The sequence below is a fragment of the Treponema sp. OMZ 906 genome, from assembly GCF_024181185.1.
GTDB lineage: Bacteria > Spirochaetota > Spirochaetia > Treponematales > Treponemataceae > Treponema.
On record NZ_CP051196.1, the window covers coordinates 914,623 to 936,379 of the forward strand.

General features: G+C 46.2%; 15 protein-coding genes. All 15 read left to right on the top strand.

Features of this window, described 5'->3' with window-relative positions:
- Nucleotides 1-2: 2 nt before the first annotated feature.
- The 15 genes from fliM (at nucleotide 3) to flcA (ending at nucleotide 21,756) form a co-directional block, all read left to right on the top strand.
- A complete protein-coding gene (gene fliM, locus E4N69_RS04090; RefSeq protein WP_016523505.1) occupies nucleotides 3-1,037 on the top strand; it encodes a flagellar motor switch protein FliM in 1,035 nt (344 codons plus the stop codon).
- Nucleotides 1,030-2,166, top strand: coding sequence for a flagellar motor switch protein FliN (fliN, locus tag E4N69_RS04095; protein ID WP_253715269.1), 1,137 nt, complete (start codon nucleotides 1,030-1,032; stop codon nucleotides 2,164-2,166). Before fliM ends, fliN begins: the two co-directional genes overlap by 8 nt.
- 85 nt (nucleotides 2,167-2,251) lie before the next feature.
- Nucleotides 2,252-2,929, top strand: coding sequence for a flagellar biosynthetic protein FliO (locus tag E4N69_RS04100; RefSeq protein WP_253824604.1), 678 nt, complete (start codon nucleotides 2,252-2,254; stop codon nucleotides 2,927-2,929).
- Complete coding sequence (gene fliP / locus E4N69_RS04105; RefSeq protein ID WP_253715271.1) at nucleotides 2,926-3,735, top strand: flagellar type III secretion system pore protein FliP; 810 nt, start codon at nucleotides 2,926-2,928, stop codon at nucleotides 3,733-3,735. Before E4N69_RS04100 ends, fliP begins: the two co-directional genes overlap by 4 nt.
- Nucleotides 3,736-3,805: 70 nt before the next feature.
- Complete coding sequence (fliQ, locus tag E4N69_RS04110; protein WP_162662842.1) at nucleotides 3,806-4,078, top strand: flagellar biosynthesis protein FliQ; 273 nt, start codon at nucleotides 3,806-3,808, stop codon at nucleotides 4,076-4,078.
- A 23-nt stretch (nucleotides 4,079-4,101) separates the two neighbouring features.
- Entirely contained in the window at nucleotides 4,102-4,902 is an 801-nt protein-coding gene (fliR, locus tag E4N69_RS04115) for a flagellar biosynthetic protein FliR (RefSeq protein ID WP_162662843.1), read from the top strand.
- Nucleotide 4,903: 1 nt separating this feature from the next.
- Nucleotides 4,904-6,055, top strand: a complete 1,152-nt coding sequence (flhB, locus tag E4N69_RS04120) for a flagellar biosynthesis protein FlhB (protein ID WP_162662845.1) — start codon at nucleotides 4,904-4,906, stop codon at nucleotides 6,053-6,055.
- Nucleotides 6,056-6,057: 2 nt separating this feature from the next.
- A complete protein-coding gene (gene flhA / locus E4N69_RS04125; protein ID WP_253824605.1) occupies nucleotides 6,058-8,160 on the top strand; it encodes a flagellar biosynthesis protein FlhA in 2,103 nt (700 codons plus the stop codon).
- Nucleotides 8,160-9,482, top strand: a complete 1,323-nt coding sequence (gene flhF, locus E4N69_RS04130; RefSeq protein ID WP_253824606.1) for a flagellar biosynthesis GTPase FlhF — start codon at nucleotides 8,160-8,162, stop codon at nucleotides 9,480-9,482. The genes flhA and flhF overlap by 1 nt, the downstream gene beginning before the upstream one ends.
- A gap of 75 nt (nucleotides 9,483-9,557) precedes the next feature.
- On the top strand, nucleotides 9,558-10,457 hold the full coding sequence (locus E4N69_RS04135) for a MinD/ParA family protein (protein ID WP_162662850.1): 900 nt from the start codon (nucleotides 9,558-9,560) through the stop codon (nucleotides 10,455-10,457).
- A 71-nt stretch (nucleotides 10,458-10,528) separates the two neighbouring features.
- On the top strand, nucleotides 10,529-11,899 hold the full coding sequence (locus E4N69_RS04140) for an MATE family efflux transporter (protein WP_371922378.1): 1,371 nt from the start codon (nucleotides 10,529-10,531) through the stop codon (nucleotides 11,897-11,899).
- Nucleotides 11,900-12,553: 654 nt separating this feature from the next.
- Nucleotides 12,554-14,398 (top strand): hypothetical protein, encoded by a 1,845-nt coding sequence (locus tag E4N69_RS04145; protein ID WP_253824608.1) that lies wholly within the window; start codon nucleotides 12,554-12,556, stop codon nucleotides 14,396-14,398.
- A complete protein-coding gene (locus E4N69_RS04150) occupies nucleotides 14,385-16,241 on the top strand; it encodes an RNB domain-containing ribonuclease (RefSeq protein ID WP_253824609.1) in 1,857 nt (618 codons plus the stop codon). The genes E4N69_RS04145 and E4N69_RS04150 overlap by 14 nt, the downstream gene beginning before the upstream one ends.
- A 396-nt stretch (nucleotides 16,242-16,637) precedes the next feature.
- Nucleotides 16,638-17,951, top strand: coding sequence for a M18 family aminopeptidase (locus E4N69_RS04155; protein ID WP_253824610.1), 1,314 nt, complete (start codon nucleotides 16,638-16,640; stop codon nucleotides 17,949-17,951).
- A 148-nt stretch (nucleotides 17,952-18,099) separates the two neighbouring features.
- Nucleotides 18,100-21,756 carry a periplasmic flagellar collar protein FlcA gene (gene flcA / locus E4N69_RS04160; RefSeq protein ID WP_253824611.1) on the top strand — a complete coding sequence of 1,219 codons (3,657 nt, stop codon included), beginning with the start codon at nucleotides 18,100-18,102 and terminating at the stop codon, nucleotides 21,754-21,756.
- The last annotated feature ends 1 nt before the right edge of the window (nucleotide 21,757 follow it).

Consider the following 21,757-nt stretch of genomic DNA (forward strand, 5'->3'; position numbering starts at 1 on the left):
GTATGACTGAAGTATTATCGCAGGACGAAATAGACCAGCTTCTCACTGCAATCAGCTCAGGGGATACCGAGGCGGAGGAGTTTAGACCGGTTAACGATACGCGCAAAATCAAAATTTATGATTTTAAGCGTCCGGATAAATTCTCTAAGGAGCAGATGCGTACCGTTTCAATTATGCATGAAACCTTTGCGCGTTTGACTACTACCGCTCTTTCGGCTCAGCTGCGGAGCATGGCTCACGTACACGTTGCCTCCGTTGATCAGCTGACGTATGAAGAGTTTATCCGTTCAATCCCTACGCCGACTACGCTGGCCGTAATTAACATGGATCCGCTGAAGGGAAATGCCGTTTTGGAAATAGACCCTTCCGTTACCTTCTCCATCATCGACCGACTCTTCGGCGGTACGGGACAGGGCACGATGGTGCAGCGAGAATTAACCGACATCGAAGCCTCTGTTATGGAAGGGGTCATCGTGCGTATTTTGGCGAATATGCGCGAGGCATGGACGCAGGTTATCGACTTACGGCCTCGCTTGGGTCAGATTGAAACGAATCCGCAGTTCGCACAGATTGTACCGCCTTCCGAAATGGTTGTTTTGGTAACGCTCGAAACAAAGGTCGGCGAAGAAGAAGGCATGATGAACTTCTGTATTCCCTACATTACAATTGAGCCGATCATTTCAAAACTTTCCAGCCAGTTCTGGTTCTCGTCGGTACGCAGAAGTTCGACAACGCAGTATATGGGCGTACTGAAAGAAAAGCTTTCTACGGTAGATATGGATGTTGTTGCCGAAGTGGGTTCGCTCAAACTGCCGGTACGGGATGTGCTTAATCTTCGTGCAGGCGATGTGGTACGACTGACTGATACGAGAGTGGGGCATCCGTTTACGCTTAGTGTCGGTAGCAGAAAGAAGTTCTGGTGTCAGCCCGGTGTTGTGGGAAATAAGGTTGCCGTACAAATATTGGAAAAGATTGAGGATATCAATCAGGATGAATTTGAAGAGCTAAGTGCTGATCAGGAGGAATTATATGAGTGATGGGTCCATTTCTCAGAACGAAATAGATGCGTTGTTGTCGGGTATGGGTGGTTCCGGCAGTGCGCCTGCGGACGGAGCGTTTACACCGGCACGTCAAGAAGCCTTACAGAAGTTTTTTGACGGGAATGTTCTCGCACTCTCTGCGAATCTGGATTCAATGACCGGCAAAACCGTCTCCGTGTCCAATCCTGTCATCGAACTGAGTGGTCGTGAAGCCTTTTTGCAGAAAGTGCCGGATATGGCGGTCGCCGTTACCATTGATTTTGATGGAGCATTGACGGGCGATCACCTGTTCGTATTGGCTCCCGAATTCGCCGAAAAGCTGGTAGGTCTCGTAAACAATGAGGAGAGCGTTACAATTGACGATATGGCTCTTTCCGTTATCAGTGAAACAATTGCGCAATACGTCGGAAAAGAAATCAGTGCGTTTGACGGTCAAGATATTAAAGGTGTTACTAATATGCCTGCTGAGGCTCATCATGTACCTAAAGCAATGGTACGGCTTTCGCAGGACTTTGCACTTTTAACATATTCGGTTACAATTGATGGGACAGCCTTCAATTTATGGGAGATTATCGCAAAAAAAACAGCGGAACAAATTGCTGATAAATTAAATAAAACGGCAAGTGATCCGCAGGTAGCGCCTGTGCAACCTATTCCGGTACAGGCTACTCCTGAGCAAGGAGGCGCAATGGGGGCAATGAATATGCCGATGAATGGAATGCCACAAATGGGGCAGCAACCGATGGGTATGGGAATGCAAATGCAAAGTAGTGCACAGGCTCAGGGCGGAATGGTGATGCCCGGTATGAATCCGAATGTGCAGTCCGTACAGTTTTCCCCTCTCCTTAACGGGGTAACCGAAGCGGAACAGGGAAATATCGGACTGATTATGGACGTGTTCATGGAGATGACCGTCGAACTCGGGCGTACCCGCAAGATGATTAAAGAAATTTTAAGTATGGGTGAAGGCCATATTATCGAATTGGATAAGCTTGCCGGTGAGCCGGTGGATATCTTAGTGAATCATAAACCGATTGCAAAAGGGGAAGTTGTCGTTATCGATGAAAATTTCGGTGTTCGTGTTACCGAAATTTTGTCACCGGCTGAACGTATCAGCGATACATAGTCGATTTATTGCGAACCTCTAAAAGCAAAGTTTTTAGAGGCTTCCTACTATCTTTCAGAACGAAAGCGGGCATTGGGTGGGGGAAATGCATAAAGATTCGTATAAAGTAATACTCTTCTCTTTTCTTTTGATCTGCGGCGCCGTGCGTGCGTTTGCGGATGATGCCGTTGCGGCGGCCGATAATGATTCATCTGTCACACATGGAGAAACCTCAATCGTGTTGCAGACGGATGAAACGGCGCTGCCGGTACAAGATGTTCCCACGCCGCGTACTTCAAGAAGTTCAACTTTTTCTCTGTTATTGCAGCTCATTATATCCTTAGCAGCTGTGTGTATGCTCATTTACGGAGTGCTGTATTTTATTCGCCGTTCAAAGCAATTTACCGCCGGCGATGATCCTTTTTTAAAAAACGTCGCAAATTTGCCGCTCGCACCTAATAAAACTCTGTATATTGTAACCCTTATCGATAAAGCCTATTTGATCGGCGCTTCGGATGCTTCATTGTCGCTGATTGCGGAAATCACCGATAAAGAACTGATCGATGCGATGAATCTGCATGCGGCACAAACGGCCGGTCCGAAGCAAAGCTTCAGTTCATTACTCCATACGTTTTTTCCTGCAGCAAAACCAAAGGAAGCCGATACAAATCCCTTCGACTCGTTTTTAGCCAAACAGCGGGGACGTTTGCAAAACTCAAGCGCGGCACAGGAAGGTGAAACTCCGCAAGGAGCGGAATACGACACGGGGAGGGAAGGCCGATGAAAAAACTTGCAATAGGTGTTGCCTGCATCTGCCTGTTTTGTATCCCCGCAACGCTGTCCGCACAGAGTAATACCGGTACTTCACAGACCGGCCGTACCGAAATAGATGCAACGCGTGAGACGACCCGCGTGCCTTTTGTCAATCTGAATATCCGCGAACCTCAGAATAATCGGGAAGTAGCGTTTTCCATTCAGCTGCTCCTTTTAATAACGCTGATTACCCTTGCGCCGAGCATTCTCCTTTTGACGACGTCGTTCTTACGGCTCAGTATTGCGCTTGACTTTATTAAACGCGCGCTGTCGCTGCAGCAGGTGCCGCCTACGCAGGTACTCAACGGCATTGCACTCTTTTTGACGATTTTTATTATGTGGCCGACCTTTACGGACATATACAATAAATCCTTTAAACCGATGGCGGACGGGCAAATCAATATCGAAACCGCCTATACCGAAGCGGAAAAACCGTTGCGTCTTTTTATGTATAAGCAGATGGCGCATGATCCCTCTCATATCAGACTCTGTATGTCGCTTGCCCGTATGGAGAAGCCTAATACGCTCGCCGACGTTCCTACGCATGTGTTAATCCCTGCATTTATCCTGCACGAGCTGACTGTCGCTTTCCAGATTGGTATATTCCTCTATCTGCCGTTTATCATCATCGACATGGTTGTCGCGAGTATCCTGATGTCGATGGGTATGATTATGTTGCCGCCGGTACAGATTTCAATGCCGTTTAAGCTGATTTTATTTGTGCTGGTGGACGGTTGGAATTTATTGGTAGGCCAGCTCTTTCAGTCATTCTTGTAGGAGAGTTGGTGCATCCAAAACTCTAACCGGCGTTTTTAGAGACGTTCATTTATAAAAAGGAGGAAAAACGATGAGTATCGGGATGATTGTCAATCTCTTGCGCGAGGGTATTTTTCAGGTATTTATATTAGCCGCCCCCGTTTTGCTGGCGGCATTGGTTGTCGGCTTAATCGTAGCAATTTTTCAGGCGACAACCTCCATTCAGGAACAGACGCTCACCTTTGTGCCGAAGATTTTGACAATTCTGGGTATGCTCGCGCTTTTGGGTGGCTGGATGTTCAGTGTATTGCGGGATTATACCGTTCGCCTTTTCGACATTATTCCTCAGCTGGTGCAAGGTTAGGTAACTTATAGGCGGCGCGAGTAATGGATCCTAACCCCTTCTCCTTTTTACTGGTTAAAGCTCCTCTCTTTTTTTTGGTATGCGTGCGGGTATTCGCGATGATTTCCACAACGCCGCTCCTTTCGACGAGGGCGGTACCGCGTATTGCAAAAATTTCGCTGGCGGGCTTAATCGGCTTCTTAGTGATGCCGGTCGCCTACGGTTCCCCGCTGGATATACAGGGCTTCAATCTTGACTATGCGCTGCTGGTTGTCGGCGAAGCGCTGCTCGGAGTGCTGACGGGCTTTTTTATCAGCATTATCTTTGCCTCGTTCAGCACGGCAGGGCAGTTTTTTTCGTATCAGATGGGGTTCGGCGTATCGGAAGTGTATGATGCGCTTGCTCAAATTGAAAACCCGCTGATGGGGCAGTTCTTAAACTTTATCGCTGTGCTGATCTTTTTGCAGATTAAGGGATTCCAGACGCTGTTTTTAGGCGGCGTACTCCGCAGCTTTCAGTCGATCAACTGCTTTATGTTCTTGCAAAAACGAGAATTGATTTCCTCGTTCCTTGTGACGAACCTTAGCAGCCTTTTTTTAAATGCGATGATGATTGCAATGCCGGTGATGGGGACACTCTTTTTAGTGCATGTTTCGATGGGGCTCTTGTCAAAGGCCGCGCCGCAGATGAACCTCTTGTCGGAAGGCTTCCCGATAACGATTTTGCTCACCTTTTTCCTTTTAACCGTGTCGCTGCCGTTTATGGCAAATTTCTTTGTGCGGATTATGGAAAACGGATTTGCGGCCTTTGAAAGCCTGCTTATCCGCGCTGGCGGGGGTATCTAGTATGCAGAAACTCGCGATAGAGGCTGCCAGCGGATATAGTGAGCGGAACTTTTTTATCGACTTGCAGTGGTTTGCCGCAGAGGACGAAGGGCGTACCGAAGATCCAACCGACTATAAAATACGCAAGGCTCGTGAAGAAGGGCGTGTTGCAAAAAGTCAGGATATCAACGCTGCATTGGTACTGCTATTCCCCGCCGGTGCACTGATCTTTCTTTCCTCCTTTTTTTTGGAAGAATGTATGGAAATTCTCCGCTTCTTTTTTTTGCGGAGCACACAGGCGGATATCCGAAGCGGTATGTGGTTCGGTATCTTTGTGCAATATTTTTTAAAGCTTGCCCTTCCACTTGCTCTTATCGCTATGATTGCAGGCGTGATTGCCAATGTTCTTCAAAACAACGGTTTTTTATTTTCTACCAAACCTATTCAGCCTCAATTCAACAAGATTGTCCCCGACTTTATCCGTTTTTTTAAACGGGCGCTTTTTTCTACCGAAGGCTTGTTCAATTTTGCGAAGTCGTTGACAAAGGTTGTCGTGCTGGTGTTCGTTGCCTTTTTAATGATACGGGCAAACCTTCCCCATTTTATTGAGCTGTTGACGGTGAGCTTTCCGCAAGCGATCTTTTTTATTGCAGGAGTCGCGGCAAAACTGCTTGCAACCGCTGCATTGTTACTGCTGATTCTTGCAATTCCCGATTATTTTTTCCAGCGCAAGCAGTTTATCGATTCGCTGAAGATGACAAAGCAGGAAATAAAAGAAGAATACAAGGAATTGGAAGGAGACCCGCAGGTTAAGGGAAGAATTAGGCAACAAATGCAAGCTATTCTTTCCCAAAATGCCATCCGCAATGTGCCCAAGGCTGATGTCGTTATTACGAACCCGACGCACTTTGCAATCGCAATGCAGTGGGATTCAAAAACGATGGCGGCGCCGATGGTACTGGCAAAGGGTGCCGATGCGATGGCGCAGAAAATAAAGGCGATTGCCCGCGAGCATAATATTCCTTTAATAGAAAACAAACCGCTTGCCCGTGCGCTCTATGCTAAAGTCCAAATCGGTGATATAATACCGGAGGAATATTATCGGGCGCTCTCATTGGTGTTCGCAGAAGTATATACCCTCAACAACAAAAAACAGGAATTTTATAGAAGATAATCATGGCAGCAAAAAAGTATAATATCGATATCGCAGTTGCATTTACCGTCATTCTCATGGTGCTGATGTTTATCATCCCACTTCCCACCGTGCTGCTTGATTTTTTTATGGCGCTGAACCTCACGTTCAGTTTGGTCGTATTGTTGATTGTATTGTTCACTGCGCGCGCTACCGACTTTTCGGTTTTCCCTTCATTATTGCTGCTTAGTACCATCTTCGGATTAGTATTGAACGTATCCTCCACTCGTCTTATCCTTTCCAAGGGGGAAGCCTTTGACGGTGCGATGATACGGGCGTTCAGCTCTTTCGTTATCGGTGCATCGGGTAGTCAAGGCCTCGTTATCGGGTTTGTCATCTTTATCATCCTTATTGCAGTGCAGGCCTTTGTTATTACGAAAGGCGCCAAGCGGGTCGCAGAGGTTTCCGCCCGTTTTAAACTCGATTCTCATCCGACCAAGAGTATGTCGATCGATGCCGAATATAACGCAGGCATTATTACCGACGAAGAAGCTCGGCAGAAGAAAGCACAGTTGCAGCGGGAAGATGATTTTTACGGTGCGATGGACGGTGCAAATCAGTTTGTGTCCGGTAACGTAAAAGTCGGTATTTTTATTACGGTTATCAATGTTATTGCCGGTTTGATTATCGGAATGGTGTTCCGGCAGGAGCCTTTTTCCAATGCGCTGCGCACCTATACGACTCTGACGATAGGAGATGGATTGCTGGCGCAGCTGCCTTCGCTCTTTTTGTCGGTAGCGACCGGCTTGCTTGTCACCCGCATGATCGACGAGGGGTCATTCGGGCAGGACATCAAAAAGCAGTTTTCTCAAATCGGTTGGATTTACTTTGTTGCGGCAGGTACACTGGCTATTATGGGTGTGCTCCCCGGCTTTCCCCATGTTGTCTTATTTATTATCGCGTTTGTTTTGGCATTTGTCGGATGGCGAATTCTCAAGGCTGAACAACTGTACAAACAAACTGCAAAAGAAAAACAAGCAACGCAAAAGCAAGGAGGCCAGCAGCGCGGCGGCTCCGGAGGAGAACCTGCGCAGGGAGAAATCGCACCCATTGTACCGCTCGATCCGCTGTCCTTGGAACTGGGCTATGCGTTGATTCCGCTTGTCGATAAGGACAAAGGCGCGGAACTGCTCGAACGTATTACGCGCATCCGTCGGGAAGCTGCGCTTGACCTCGGGTTGGTTGCCCCGCGTATTCGCATTATCGATAATATGCGGCTTGAGCCGAGCGAATACTGCTTTAAAATTAAAGGCGTCGAAGTAGCGCGGGGTAAGATACGCATGGGCTGGTACCTCGGAATAAACCCCGGCGGCGTTTCCGAAGAAATACCCGGCGAACGCACCGTCGACCCAACCTTCGGTTTACCTGCAGTGTGGATATCCGAAGAAAACCGCGACCGAGCAGAGCGCGCCGGCTATACGGTGGTAGATCCGCCTGCGATTATTGCGACGCACCTCACCGAGGTAATTAAAAAGCATGCAGCCGAAATTCTCGGGCGGCAGGAAGTGCAGGGTATTATGGATGCGTTGCGCAAGGATTATCCGGCGGTTATCGATGAAGCGGCAAAAGTGTGCAGCCTTGGCGAGGTACAAAAAGTGCTGCAAGGCCTCTTGCGGGAACAGGTTTCCATCCGCAATACGATCGTTATTTTGGAAACGCTTGCGGATTTCCGACCGATTACTTCCGATGTTTCCCTCCTTGTTGAAAAGGTGCGACAGGCGCTCGGTAGACAGATATGCTTACAGTATGCCGATGAAAATAAAACACTCCATGTGCTGACGATTGAACCGTCACTTGCTCAAAAAATTGTTGAAAGTCGGATAGATACGGTGAACGGACCGATAGCGGCACTTGAACCGTCCGAGCAGCGGATGTGGATACGCTCTCTTATTCAAGCTGTTACAACCGTGCAAAAAAATGGCTTTCTGCCGATTGTATTGGCGCCCGAAGCTTCTGCTCGCATTTTGATTAAAAATTCAACCGATAGGGAGATCCCCGATTTAGTTGTGCTCTCCATTCCCGAGATTTCGAAGGATATACAAGTTGAAGTAATCGGTGAGATTAAGTTGGAACAGGATAAAAACTAATGGAACTTTTTGTTGAGCAAGATTCGACGTATGACAAATGTCTTAAAAAAATTACAAAAAAGCATGGTGATGCCGTTACTATCTGGAGAAGAAAAGATGCCAAGAGCAGTCGACTTTTCGGACTTTTCGAAAAAGATGTAGTTGAAGTAACGTTTACGGTAAACGATAAAATACCTCCGCGGCCATCCCTACTATCGGAACAACAGCCGACGATGAGACCGCCAGCCAGATTGGGCGGTGTGAGTAATCTGAACGATGAAGAAGAACGGCTTAAGATCGTAACGCGATACGCAAATAAAAACCCTGCTGCTGCCGATGAGCTGCGCCAATATGTCGATATAACTTCGAAAAAAAACCTCGGGAAGAAGGCTGCGCCCGTTTCTACATCGGATGAGGGGAAATCTGTAGAGAAGCTCGCCGCAACAGTTGAACGCCTCGTTGCGGAAATGAAAAAACAGAATATGTTGCGAGATGATGCCGAGCATGCACATATTGTTAAAGTCCAGAAAATACTTGAAGAAAACGATTTTTCTCCTTCATATATTAAAAAGCTTTCTGCCCGTCTGAAGGATGAGCTGAGCTATACAGAAATCGAAAGCTTTTCGACAGTACAGAAAAAACTCTTTGAACTGCTTGCCGAATCGATCAAAATTAAACCTACCAATAATCAGCCTAAAATGCGGGTGGTTTTATTGGTCGGGCCAACGGGTGTCGGAAAAACGACGACATTAGCTAAAATTGCAGCTCAGTATATCGGTAAAAAATCGGGAAAACCTTTACGAGTTAAGGTTATTACGATCGACAACTGGCGCATAGGAGCTAGCTATCAAATGAATCGCTACTGCGAATTGATGGGGATTCCGCTTACAGTTGCTGCGAGCCCTGACGATGTGCGTAAATGCATGGCGCTGTATCGTGAGGAAGCTGATGTTATTTGTATCGATACCATCGGGCGCAGTCCGAAAGACCGTGAAAAAATTTCGATCATGCAAAACTACTTTACCGAACTGGGCGATGATGCAGAAGTCTATTTGACGGTATGTGCCGGAACTCGAATAAACGACATTCGGGAAATTATGAAAGAGTATGCGGTTTTTAAATACAAATCGCTGATTGTTACAAAGTTTGATGAAACCTCATATATCGGCAATTTACTCAGTATCATTTCGGAAACGGATATACCGATAACGTATATAACGGTAGGGCAGGCCGTTCCTCAAGATCTTATGCCCGCAGACATCGGAGCCTTTTTGAGAAAACTGAAGGGTTTTTCAGTCGATGTGGAATATATCAATCAACTTTCTAGTAAAGATAGAAAGTAACTTCCCAAAGTTTCTGCTTTATAGGGGCTCGAAACCTAATCGATTCGATAAAAGCTAAAAGTGTGGAGAAAAAAAATGGGTGATCAAGCTGACGGATTACGTCTCTTAATGAAAGAAATAAATAAAAACGCCGGTAATACCGGAGGCGGCCATGATTCGGCGCAAAAGACTCGGATTATTGCCGTTACTAGCGGCAAAGGCGGAGTAGGAAAGACTAACGTTGCAACCAATATGGGTATTGCGTATGCGCAGATGGGGAAGAAGGTTATCGTTCTTGATGCCGATCTCGGACTCGCGAATGTCAACGTCATTATGAATGTTATTCCGCAGTATAATTTGTATCATGTTATTAAAAAGCAAAAAAAATTGTCGGAAATTATTATCGACACCGAATACGGCATTAAATTGATCGTCGGCGCTTCCGGCTTTGCAAAGATTGCGAATATGGCAGAAGCGGAACGCAATGAATTTATTAACGAAATGTACACGCTTTCCGATGTCGATATTATTATCATCGATACGAGCGCCGGGGTATCCAAGAACGTACTGAGCTTTGTCGCCGCTGCTGACGAAGTGGTTATCATCACAACCTCCGAGCCTACCGCCATCACCGATGCGTACGGTATTATCAAGGTGATTGCAACGGAAGTCGATAACATGAACCTTAACCTCAAGATGATTATCAATAGGGTTGATTCGGCGGCAGAGGGAAAGCGAATTGCAGACCGTATGATCAACATCGCAGCCCAATTTTTGAATCTTAAAATCGAATATCTCGGCTTTATTTATAATGATCCTTTGGTAACAAAAGCCGTTTTAAAACAAAAACCTTTTATTATTGCAGAACCGAATGGTAAAGCATCCAGCTGTCTAAAACATATTGTGTCCCGCATGGAAAAAACCGAAATTCCAGAAACCGGCGGTTTTGCCCGTTTTGTAAAAAAGTTATTCGGACGTAGCTGGGAAACGGAATAAGAGAGCGGTATTCATACAAGGGAACCTCTAATGCTCTGCATCGGGGTATGATTGATGGAGATAACACTTATATGACGATGGCTGCGCGGTTTAGGGCAGTGTTTTTCGATAAAAAATTTTTAAGAACATTGTTTACGATTGCCCTACCGATTATGCTGCAAAATTTCCTCAGCGCCTTTGTCAATATCCTTGACACGGTAATGATCGGTAAACTCGGTACCATAGAGCTTGCGGCGGTCGGCTTGGGGAATCAGCTCTTTTTTTTACTCAACTTGATTCTTTATGGCACCGGTTCGGGCAGTATGGTGTTTACGGCGCAGTTCTGGGGCAAAAAAGATTTTAAGGGTTTACAGAAAACGCTCGGTATTTCTATGATAGTGGCTGTGTCGTTCGGTATTTTGTTTACGGTCTGCTGTGTGAGTATGCCGAAAGAAATACTGTCGCTGTATACGAAGGATACTGCCGTTATCGAAACCGGCGTGCAATACCTCAGACTGTCGGCATTGTGCTTTATTCCTTTTGCGATAAATTTTATGCTGATGATTACGCTGCGCTCCATCGAAAAAGTGAAAATCGCGGTCGGTGCTACGCTGGTGTCTTTGGTTGTCAATACGACGCTGAATGCTATTTTAATTTTCGGGTTATTCGGCGCTCCTGCACTGGGTGTGCGCGGAGCAGCTATCGCGACCGTTATTGCCCGCTTTGTCGAGCTCTTTATTACCTTTACGGTAACAAAGTATCGGAAATACCCCGTTTTAGGAACGCTTAAAAATCATTTTACCTTTGATGCTAAATTCTTAAAAGTATATCTCGTAATCGTATTGCCGGTACTGTTAAACGAAACGCTCTGGTCTTTCGGCATTACCTTCCATCATAAAATTTTCGCAAGTATTAACACATTCTCGTATGCCGCGTTTAATATTACCAATACTATTTCGCAGCTGACATGGGTTATCTTTATCGGCTTCGGAAATGGAGTGAGCGTTTTAATCGGAAAAAAAATAGGCGAAAAGCATGACAGCGAAGCACGGCAATATGCCGCTAAAGTGCTGCTATTTATTCCGATTGTTGCGATATTTATCGGCGCGGCGCTGATTCCTATTTCGTATCTTGTTCCTTTTATTTTTAATGTGGAGCCGGTTGTATTGTCGACGGTTAAAAAGCTGTTCATTGTACTGGCGTGCTGCTATCCGCTTAAAGCCTGCAATATGTGTATATTGATAGGGCTGGTGCGGGCGGGCGGCGATACCCGTTTCGGCATGATTTGCGACACCTTTATCATGTGGCTGATCGCTATTCCGCTTGCCTATTCCGTATCGATTCATACAGCACTTCCGCCGTGGGTTATCTATATGTGCCTCTTTAGCGAAGAGCCGCTCAAATTGCTGCTAGGGCTGTGGCGGATCAAATCCGGTAAATGGCTTCATTCGGTGACCGACTAGTCATTCCTTTTGAAAATAACAAGGCATCTACTGCGTTGTACGGCAAAAAAGTGTCCTCAACGTATCAAAGATACGCCTGCGGTACTTTTTTGCCTATCTCCTTGTATCTACCTCGTTCTTTTCAAAAGGCTTACGGAAGGGCAAACGCATCAGACGAGTAAATATAGATCGCAAAATCAGGAGGTTGTTAAAAATATACTTTCCGTTAGCCTTTTGAAAATAGCCTGTCCAGAAGTGTACCTCCGTGTACACTTCTGGACGCGAGTTTTTGTTCCACAAAAACATCGCTCCTGTATAAAACCACTGCTATCCTTGGCAGTTCTGAAGATGCTAGGAGCGCGCAAAAAACACCCGCAGGCACGGTACGAAATGTACATCCATGTACATTTTGTACCTACGTGTTTGCAAGGCAAATACGCTGCTGCGTGGAACCACCGCCATCCGTGGCGGTTCTGAAACACCCTTTCCGTAAGCCTTTTGAAATAGACGGCGTAGATACAAGGCGCGAGCGAAAATTAACCGCAGGCGTATCTTTGATACGTTGAGGATTAATTTTCGCGCAGCAACGCAGTAGATGCGCCGTATATTTCAAAAGGAATCTGATGCGTTTATTGTGGATTGTCATATTTGCCCTGCTATGATATTCTTTACCGTATGAAAGATATGCGCCGAACGGTTCTTTTTTTACTTTCCTTTTTTTTTATTGTAATTTCCGGTTTTACGGATCCGCTGTCGGAGGGAATGTATACTCGTGAGCGGCTGATGCAGGTGTACCGCAATGAAATAGCGGAGACATCTTCACATGAAATAGCAGCGAGTGAAGTCGGCGAATGGTATGATATTATCGAAACGTCTCTTTTTATGCTGATACGAAGAACCGAACTCTTTCGCGGCTCGATGCGCTTAATCATAACTGACTGGAAAAATGCCCGCTGTATGATGTATCCCGACGGGACGTTTCTTGTAAGTACCGGTCTTTTGGATTATATCGATTCACTTCTTTTTATGGATACATCCGGTTCTACGCGCAAGATACGAAATTTAAACAACGAGCGCGAGAACTTTTTTGCTCCCATTGCTGCAGTGTGTGTGGCGCAGTTTGCGCTCAACTATTACAATACCGCTAAAAACACAGCGCTTTCTCCTGAACAGCTCTACACCGTCGATATAATGGCAGGTGTATTACTCACTATTGCCGGTTATCCTCAAGGGTTATTGGAAACATGGCTCAATCGGCTGGCTGTGCTTTACGCTGATACGGAAACGGCGAAGATATTTGCATCATTCTCAACCGGTTCTGTAAAACCTGCTGCACGGCTTGAGCAGCTGAACGGCAACAGAGATGATATTACGCATCTGTACGAGGAAATTTCCGGGGTGCTGTTTGCATTGCAGAACCGCAGAGGAACTGCTGATGCACGTACCGTGTTGAGTAATTTATTGCAGCTGTTCCCGCAGAGTCTTTATATCAATCGCTTGAATGCTTTGATTGCTCATCAGGCTTGGCTAAACAGCCTTGATAAACGGGATACGGAGATGGCAGCTATTCTTCCTGCTGCAGTGTATGATAATGCATCGGTTTTTACGTTCTTTCAATCGGCTGATTTTATGTTTGAAAATGATGATGATGAACAGTCCGATTACGTTTCAAAGACAATGCCGACACGGAACAACAGCGCTCTATATGAGCAGGCAAAAAAAGCATATAGCGATTATCTTACTATGATATACGAGGCCGGAAGCGCATCGAGTTATGCGTATCTGCTCGCTTCGTCTCCATTGACTCATGAGCGCGATACCGTACTCAGCATTGCGGAACAGGCAGATCTCTTCCATACGGGAGCCGATGATAAAACCGCTCGGGCAAACTATGCTGCGCTGTTGTCTCTACTAAGAAAAGACTATACAAAGGCGCAGCAGCTGCTTGCCGATTGTCTCGATTCATCGGCTCAAAAAACAACCGGTAAAGTGTTGTTTGTAACGACGGGATTTCCTGCTGATGAACGGCTGATCCGCTGTAATTATTTCCGCATCTTAAAAAAATTGAACAACAAAATAGGCGCTGCAAAAGAAAGACAATGGCTAATCGACGTTTTAAAAGCACCGGCAGCTGTTGTCCCGATTGTTCTTCGCAATGTATCTGTTGGCGATACGGTCGATAAACTATTGAGCGCGTGGAACAAACCGTCTACCATTATCTATAATTATTACAGTGAACGTTGGTTGTATCGTCTGCTGAATACCGAGCTCATTATCCGCTCCAAAGATGGGGACGGTACGGTGCTGCAGATGAGTATCGGCTTTCCGTCATCTCTAACTCTTTTTAACGACATCCGCACCGGAGATTCCCGTGAGGCTTTTGAAAAGGTATGTGGAAAACCGATGTACCGCAGCTGCGACGCACTGATATACCACAAACAGGGAAATCTCTTACAGGTGATGTACGGCAATAATAAAATACGAAACATTACAATCCGGAACATAAATGAAAAAAGGTAATCTCGTTCTCTATAAGAATCAGCCCGCACTCATTACCGATGTGCAGGGTGATAAGTTTGAAATTACGCTGGAATCCGGCACAAAGAAAGTACGCGAAAAAGATATTGTGCTGCTTCATAACGGAGAATGCCGAAGTATTAAAGTAGCACTCGATGCCGAAGTACCCGCTGCGGATTTCGGCGAAGCGGCGGATTTCTTTGAAGGGGAAACGCCGTCTTTTGCCGAACTTGCGGAGTTGCTGTGGGGAACGTACACAGCGGAGCAAAGCTGGAAACTCTGGGAAACTCTTTGTGCCTCGCCTTATTTTATCTGTACTTCGCCGGCAGAACCGATCGGTATCCGTACTCAGGCGGAAATAGAACGACTCAATCAAAAGCAAACGGAAAAAGCGCAGGCTGAAAAACTGCGACAGGATTTTATCGCAGCCCTTCGCGCCTGTATGCAGGGAAAGCCGTTTACAGAAAGTAAAGAATTATATACGCCGTTTTTTCAAGAGCTTGAGGCGCTCGCCTTGGGGAGTTCTTCCGCTTCTAAAATATTAAAAGATGCAAAGTTGGAGCAAACCCCCGAACAGGCACATGATATATTGCTAAAAACAGGTTTTTGGCCTATTGAAAAAAATCCCTATCCGGCACGCTTTGGTCATTCACTCCATTCGTCAAAAGCGGATATTCCCGAGCCGGTGTTGCCCAAAGCGCCGCTCGATTTGACGGCAATCCCTGCCTATGCAATCGACAATTCCAACAGTACCGATCCCGACGATGCGGTTTCTTTTGACGGGACATACTTGTGGATTCACATTGCAAACCCTGCCGACACCATTCAGGCTGATACGCAAAGCGATACCGATGCCTGCGCCCGCGGTGCAACGTTGTACACACCGGAAGGGGCTGCTCGAATGCTCGGCGAAAAAGCGGTTGATTATTTTGCTCTCGGGTTAAAGCCGATATCTTGGGCGCTTTCTTTTAAGCTGCTCCTCGGTGCCGATGGTGCAATCGAAGAAGTAGGTATCCACCGCACGAAGCTTTCGGTTATCAGAATGACGTATGAAGAGGCCGATGCTCAAAAGGACTCGCCCGCATTAGCACCTCTTTTTGCCATAGCGGAGAAAAACCGCATCAGACGGGAGAATGCGGGCGCCGTATCCATCGATTTTCCCGAAGTATCGATTACACTGAAGGAGCAGGACGGCATAAAACGGGTGCAGGTTCAGCCTGTCATCCAGACTGAAGCCGCTGCAATGATTAAAGAAATGATGCTGCTTGCAGGGGAGGCAGCCGCCCGTTTTGCCTTTCAGCACAGTATTCCGTTTCAATACATCAGTCAGGAGGCGCCCGAACTGCCGAATAAGCTGCCGTCCGGCCTTGCCGGGGAATACCGGAAGCGGCGCGCCATGCGTCCGCGCAGCGTGGGCACCATTCCGTCGATGCACGCTGCGCTCGGGCTTGCGATGTACGGACAGGTAACAAGCCCGCTCCGCCGCTACGGGGATTTGGTCAGCCATCGCCAGCTGTTAAACTATATTGACGGTAAATCGCTAACGCCTGCAGCAGATCTCATCCTTAAAATAGCGGCGGGGGATGTGGCGGGGCGCGCCTGCGTTTCTGCGGAACGGGCATCCCGTCAGCATTGGACGCTCGTGTACTTGCTGCAAAACCCCGATTGGCGCGGTACGGCGGTGGTGCTTGAGGTAATGGGCAAAAAAGCTCATGTTTTTATCCCGTCTCTTGGATACGAAGGCGATATCACGCTGGATACCGAACCGGAACTTAATCAGGAACTGACCGTAAAGGTACGCCGTATCCGTCTTGCCTATCTGCAAGCTTCGTTTGAACAGGTATGAGCTTTATAGGCTGTGTGTTAATTACACGCTCAACAATACTTTCTCAGATTTTTCTGAAATGGCTCCTTTAGGACACCTTATAATTCCATTCCGCAACCTTCCCAAAATCCTAAAAGACAGGTATACTAAAGAAGATAATCAGGGTAACCGCACTAAAAATGTTTCAAGCGGTTACCTTCCATTTGTGCAAAATTTTGAATAAAATTTTGCACCATTTTTTTAGAGAAAGGGTAAACGCGTCAGACAGAGCAGATCAGAATCGCAGAATAATTGAGGTTGTGAGACCATTTGAACCGCGAAGAGGTTCAACTCTGGTTGAACAGCCTCCATTATTCTGCGGGGATATTCAAAAAACGTCTGATGCGTTTGCCCTGCAGCCACTCAAGGAGTATAGATATGGCGATGCAGAAACAATATGCCCGTGAACTGATGCGGTTTATCGATAAAAGTCCGTCGGTTTATCATGTTATTAAAAATGCCGGTACAAAACTTGAAGAGGCCGGCTTTACCCGTCTTAATCTTTCGGATGCCTTCAATTTAAAGCCCGCAGGAAAATACTTTGTAACTGCAAACGGGAGCGCTCTTATTGCATGGCAGATGAGCCGCGGGAAAAAAGCACGCGGGTTTAAGCTCATCGGTAGTCATAGCGACTCTCCCTGCTTGCGCATAAAGCCGCATCCCGAAGTAACGGTGCAGGATCACTACCTAAAGCTCAATACCGAAGTATACGGCGGGGCGATCCTCTCGACATGGTTTGACCGGCCGCTTTCTGCAGCGGGACGTGTCGTTGTGCGAACTGACGACCCTCTTGCACCAAAGGATATGCTGGTTTCGTTTAAAGGAGCCCCGCTCATTATACCGAATCTTGCGATCCACATGAACCGTGAGGTGAACGACGGATATAAAATCGAACGTCAAAAAGATTTGCTGCCCTTGCTCGGCATCATCAATAAAAAGTTTGAAAAAGATGGCTATCTGGTCAGGCTGTTGGCAAAGCAGCTGGGCGTATCTGCGGATACGATTCTCGATTTTGATCTTTATCTGCACGATACGCAGCCGGGGTGTTTTTGCGGTTACTCCGATGAGTTTTTTTCAACGGGGAAAATCGACAATCTCGGTATGGCCTATGCTTCCCTCGATGCGCTCATTGCTCAAGATACTCCGTTAGACTATGTGAAAGCTGCCTGTGTCTTTGATAATGAAGAAGTCGGATCGGAAACCATGCAAGGAGCAGGAAGTCCGTTTTTTGCGAATACGCTCAAGCGAATTACGATTGCTCAGTGTGATGCAGGAGAGCAATGGTTCGAACTGTTCCAACAGCAGTTGAGCCGCTCTTTTCTGATTTCCGCCGATCAAGCGCATGCTTACCATCCGAATTATCCCGAAAAAAACGATATTACTAACTTTCCACTTGTAAACGGCGGGCCGGTTATAAAACTTGCAGCATCGATGAGCTACGCGAGCGACGGCGTTTCGGCAGGAATATTCAGAGACCTTTGCAAAAGAGCCGGTGTCCCCTGCCAAAACTTTGTCAATCGCTCCGATATAAAAGGCGGTACGACCATCGGGCCGATTACGACAACGAATTTGATGATTAAAACGGTCGATGTCGGCAATCCTATTTTATCGATGCATTCTATTCGCGAATTGGGCGGCGTTGCGGATCAAGAATACATTACACAAGTGTTTAATCAGTATTATAAAGAGTAATCAGGCTCCTCATATTTATAATGAGCTTCTAAGGAGGTATCCAAAAAAGTAGCTGTAACTGCTTTGAGACATCCCCTATACGGAGCTTCCTTAAGATGTATGTTAAAAATGCCGAAATTACAAGAGAAAGGGGCTTTTGTGCGCGCTTATGCCGAATTTAAATGAAATTACAAAGTTTAGAGAAGACCTGAAAAATATTGCTCACGAAGATGCAGTAACTGCTCGGTGGGGCGAACGGGTCTATGATGAACTTCCATTGCCGGATCCGGCGGAAGTTCCCGACATCGATCTTGACGCTTTACTGCCGACTGAGAAACCGGCCGACGTGGCAGGTACTGTTGCTGAATCTTCAGAAACTGAGCCCGTATCAAAACGTACGGAACCTGTCTCCGATATGTTTGATACGGTGCCGGTGACAGATGCGCCCGATATATCGATGGACACCCCTTTCCCCACCGAGCTCGGTAATAGTGACACCGATTCTTTTATAACTTCCGGAGCGGATAAGGCAGCTGGCACAGGAATTGCCCAAGAAAATGCCGAGAGTATTCATACAGACGATGCAGCCACTGCCGATCAGCCTCAATCCGGTCAGTTGAGCGCTAAGCCCGATGAGCCCGAAGTCGTTTCGGGCGATGCATATCCCGTTGACGAAGAAGGAATGCCTGACACCTCCGACATGGATGCGTTCCTCTCCTCTTTTAATTTTGACAATATATCTGGAGACGATGCCGAGGTTTCCGATACGGCCGATCTTGAAACTTTGGAGCAAACACCGGATGAAGGCGACAGCTCTTTTGACTTTAATACCGATTTTGACGATACCGATTTTAAGACCGGCTCGGATCCTTTCGACGGTTTAGGAGAATTGAGCGAACTCGATGTTGATAAATCCGGATCATCTGATGACGATATTTTGAGAGATGTACCGGAGGCGCCCGAAGCAGGTGAACTCCCTGAGGAGCCACATGGCGATACTGCCTTATCCGGCACTGACGACTCGTCTAATTTTGACAATATGCTTTCTTCCTTTGATTTTGACCCGGAACCGATAAAAGTGAATGAACGCGCAAAAACAGATGATACGATTCCGGAAGATGTGGAAACGCTGGATGAACACGATGAAGTTCCGGGAGATGAAGATACGTTCCAAGAAGAACATACCATTCCCGATATTACTGTTCCCGATATCGATTTGTCGACTCTCGATTCTCTTTCTGATGATACTCCAAGCAATGCTGATGATTCCGCCGATTCGGATAAAACGGAGGATGTCTCCCATTTCGATGCCCCTGATATGGGCGATGATGAAGAGGCTGTCCAATTCCCGATATCCGATGAAACACCCGCGTCCAATACCCCTGCTGTTGCCAATGCAGCGGAGGGCGACGGTGATACAGAGGAATCCGGTAGCTTGAGCAATATGGATGAACTTTCGCTCTTCTCCGAAAATAGAGATGATCCTGCCTCGTCTAATACTGAAACATCGGATCCCTCTCTATTTGAATTTAGCATGGATGCTCCGAGCACCGAACCTATCGGGATTCAACCGATTTCCCATACAGATACGGGGTTTGATGGTATCGGTATGCCGGAGCATATAACCGATACCTTTTTTAGTCAGCCGGAGGGAGATAGTGGGGATCAAAACGGGTTTTCTTTGGAAGAAAATCCGCTCGACAGTAACATAACCGAAGTAGTTGACGATCAATTCAACCTTCCGGATAACTTTAAAGATTTCTCGGCTGATGCCCACTCGCAGATGTTCGATTCTGTTATCGCTAAGAGTACCGGTTCTTCGGATAACAGCGATGCTCTAACAATCTCGGATGATGATTATTTCAGTTTTTTAAGCAAGCTTGAAACCTTCCCATTTAATGTGCAGCTTGCTATTCAAGACTATATTGCGAACGGTGACGACCGTCCCGAAAATAAGATGAACTTTATCCGTCTTGTATTGGAAAAAGATTCTCTTAAAAAAGTTGTCAATAAACTCGAAAAGATAACCAATAGATCGATTCCTATCCCACGCGGATTTCAGCGGCAGAGTGTTGAAGACTACGAAAAAGAAAAGCAGACCTTTAAATACTGGTTCGTGCATCGATTCTTGCCTGTCGCGGTTATGTCCGCCATTGCGCTTATTTTGGTGTTATGTATTTCGGTCTTATCATGGCAGTTTATTTATAAACCGGTACGCTCGGAATCCCTCTATAAGACAGGATATTCCTATCTGGAGAACGGCCAGTACGAAACTGCAATAGAAAAATTCAATCGGGCAGGCGAATATAAGCGGAAGAGGAAATGGTATTTCTCGTATGCCCGTGCCTTTAGAGCAAAAAAACAATTTGCTGCTGCAGAAAAAATGTATCTTCGCCTAATTTACGACTTTAATAACGATAAAAAGGGTGGATTGGAATATGCGGACATGTTGAGTACTGATCTGCGTAATTACGAAAAAGCCGAAGCTGTTTTGCGTCGACGCGTCCTTGATCAGCATGTCAACGATAAGGATGGAATGCTCGCTCTTGGTGATGTGTTTATGAATTGGGCGGATGAAGATCCTGAAAAGTATAGCGATGCAGTAAAGATTTACAGTCGGTTGATTGAGCTCTATGGTGAAAATGATACCTTTCTTGTGCGGATGATGCGTTATTTTATCCGTACCGATAATCTGGCAGAAGTGTTGAATCTCAAAGATCATTTTTCTTCCCGTATAACAAAAATCGGTGCGGAAAATCTTACCGAGTTAAGCGGGTATTTGCTTGAGAAACGGTATAATCCCAAGCCACTCGATTCGGAAAAGCTCCGCTCAAAAATTGATGATGTTCGTATGTTGTTGGAAAAAGCTGTGCAGGCGGATAAAATGATGCCGGAAGCATATTATCATTTAGGTCGTTTTTTTATCTACAATAATAAGCAGGACGGTGCAATAGAAAATTTAACAGAATCGATTAAGTTATTTAAAACCGCTGCTCCAATGACTGCACGGCGTATCGGTAATTATATTGATGCGATGCGTCTATTGGGAGAGCAGTTAGTAGATCAAAAAAAATACCTTGAAGCTCAAACTCTTTATGCCGATGCGTTGAATATATATCGCGAATATACTGCATTTAAACCGTTGCCACCGAACAAAGCTATTGGTAGACTCTATGCGGATTACGGCGATATCGACTATTTTATTTCGTATAATTTCGACTCAGCGCTTGACAGTTATCAAAATGCGATAAAGGAATCGTATAATACGCCATCGGTAAATTACCGAATCGGCTATATACATTACCAACAGGAGAATTATCGGCAGGCAATAGAAGCAATGAGTCATGCATATGCGGAAAAAGCACACGATAAGAATTTACTGTATGGCTTTGGAAACGCGTTTTTTAAACGGGGTGACTATTTTGCTGCGTTGGCTGCATACGAAGAACTCTTAGGCTTGTTAAATGCACAGCATGCACGAAAAGAACAGGCTTTATCCAATACTCGGCCTGACGATGCCGCGTTTATTGAGCGTTACATGCATACGGCTAATAATTTGGGTGCGACGCTGAGTAGATTGTCCGAGCGAACGGGCGACTCTCAGAAGAACGGACGTGCGCTTGCACTGTATGCGGAATCTACCCGTGCGTGGGATGCTTTAACCAGAAATCCTCAGACGATGATCCGTGCAAAATCGGTCGGCTTGGCCTATTTGAATACCCAAAATATGCTGAATACAAAGAGTTCGTATCAATCAGAGATTTACACCGATATACCGATGATACTTGAAAACGAGAGAGCGCTGGAACAAAAAGAGGATAAATAGC

Coding starts and splice junctions, on each gene's coding strand:
- fliP (WP_253715271.1), top strand. CDS start 2,926: ATGAAAAAACTTGCAATAGGTGTTGCCTGCATCTGCCTGTTTTGTATC.
- fliR (WP_162662843.1), top strand. CDS start 4,102: ATGGATCCTAACCCCTTCTCCTTTTTACTGGTTAAAGCTCCTCTCTTT.
- fliQ (WP_162662842.1), top strand. CDS start 3,806: ATGAGTATCGGGATGATTGTCAATCTCTTGCGCGAGGGTATTTTTCAG.
- E4N69_RS04150 (WP_253824609.1), top strand. CDS start 14,385: ATGAAAAAAGGTAATCTCGTTCTCTATAAGAATCAGCCCGCACTCATT.
- E4N69_RS04155 (WP_253824610.1), top strand. CDS start 16,638: ATGGCGATGCAGAAACAATATGCCCGTGAACTGATGCGGTTTATCGAT.
- E4N69_RS04100 (WP_253824604.1), top strand. CDS start 2,252: ATGCATAAAGATTCGTATAAAGTAATACTCTTCTCTTTTCTTTTGATC.
- flhF (WP_253824606.1), top strand. CDS start 8,160: ATGGAACTTTTTGTTGAGCAAGATTCGACGTATGACAAATGTCTTAAA.
- E4N69_RS04135 (WP_162662850.1), top strand. CDS start 9,558: ATGGGTGATCAAGCTGACGGATTACGTCTCTTAATGAAAGAAATAAAT.
- E4N69_RS04145 (WP_253824608.1), top strand. CDS start 12,554: ATGAAAGATATGCGCCGAACGGTTCTTTTTTTACTTTCCTTTTTTTTT.
- flcA (WP_253824611.1), top strand. CDS start 18,100: ATGCCGAATTTAAATGAAATTACAAAGTTTAGAGAAGACCTGAAAAAT.
- flhA (WP_253824605.1), top strand. CDS start 6,058: ATGGCAGCAAAAAAGTATAATATCGATATCGCAGTTGCATTTACCGTC.
- E4N69_RS04140 (WP_371922378.1), top strand. CDS start 10,529: ATGACGATGGCTGCGCGGTTTAGGGCAGTGTTTTTCGATAAAAAATTT.
- fliN (WP_253715269.1), top strand. CDS start 1,030: ATGAGTGATGGGTCCATTTCTCAGAACGAAATAGATGCGTTGTTGTCG.
- flhB (WP_162662845.1), top strand. CDS start 4,904: ATGCAGAAACTCGCGATAGAGGCTGCCAGCGGATATAGTGAGCGGAAC.
- fliM (WP_016523505.1), top strand. CDS start 3: ATGACTGAAGTATTATCGCAGGACGAAATAGACCAGCTTCTCACTGCA.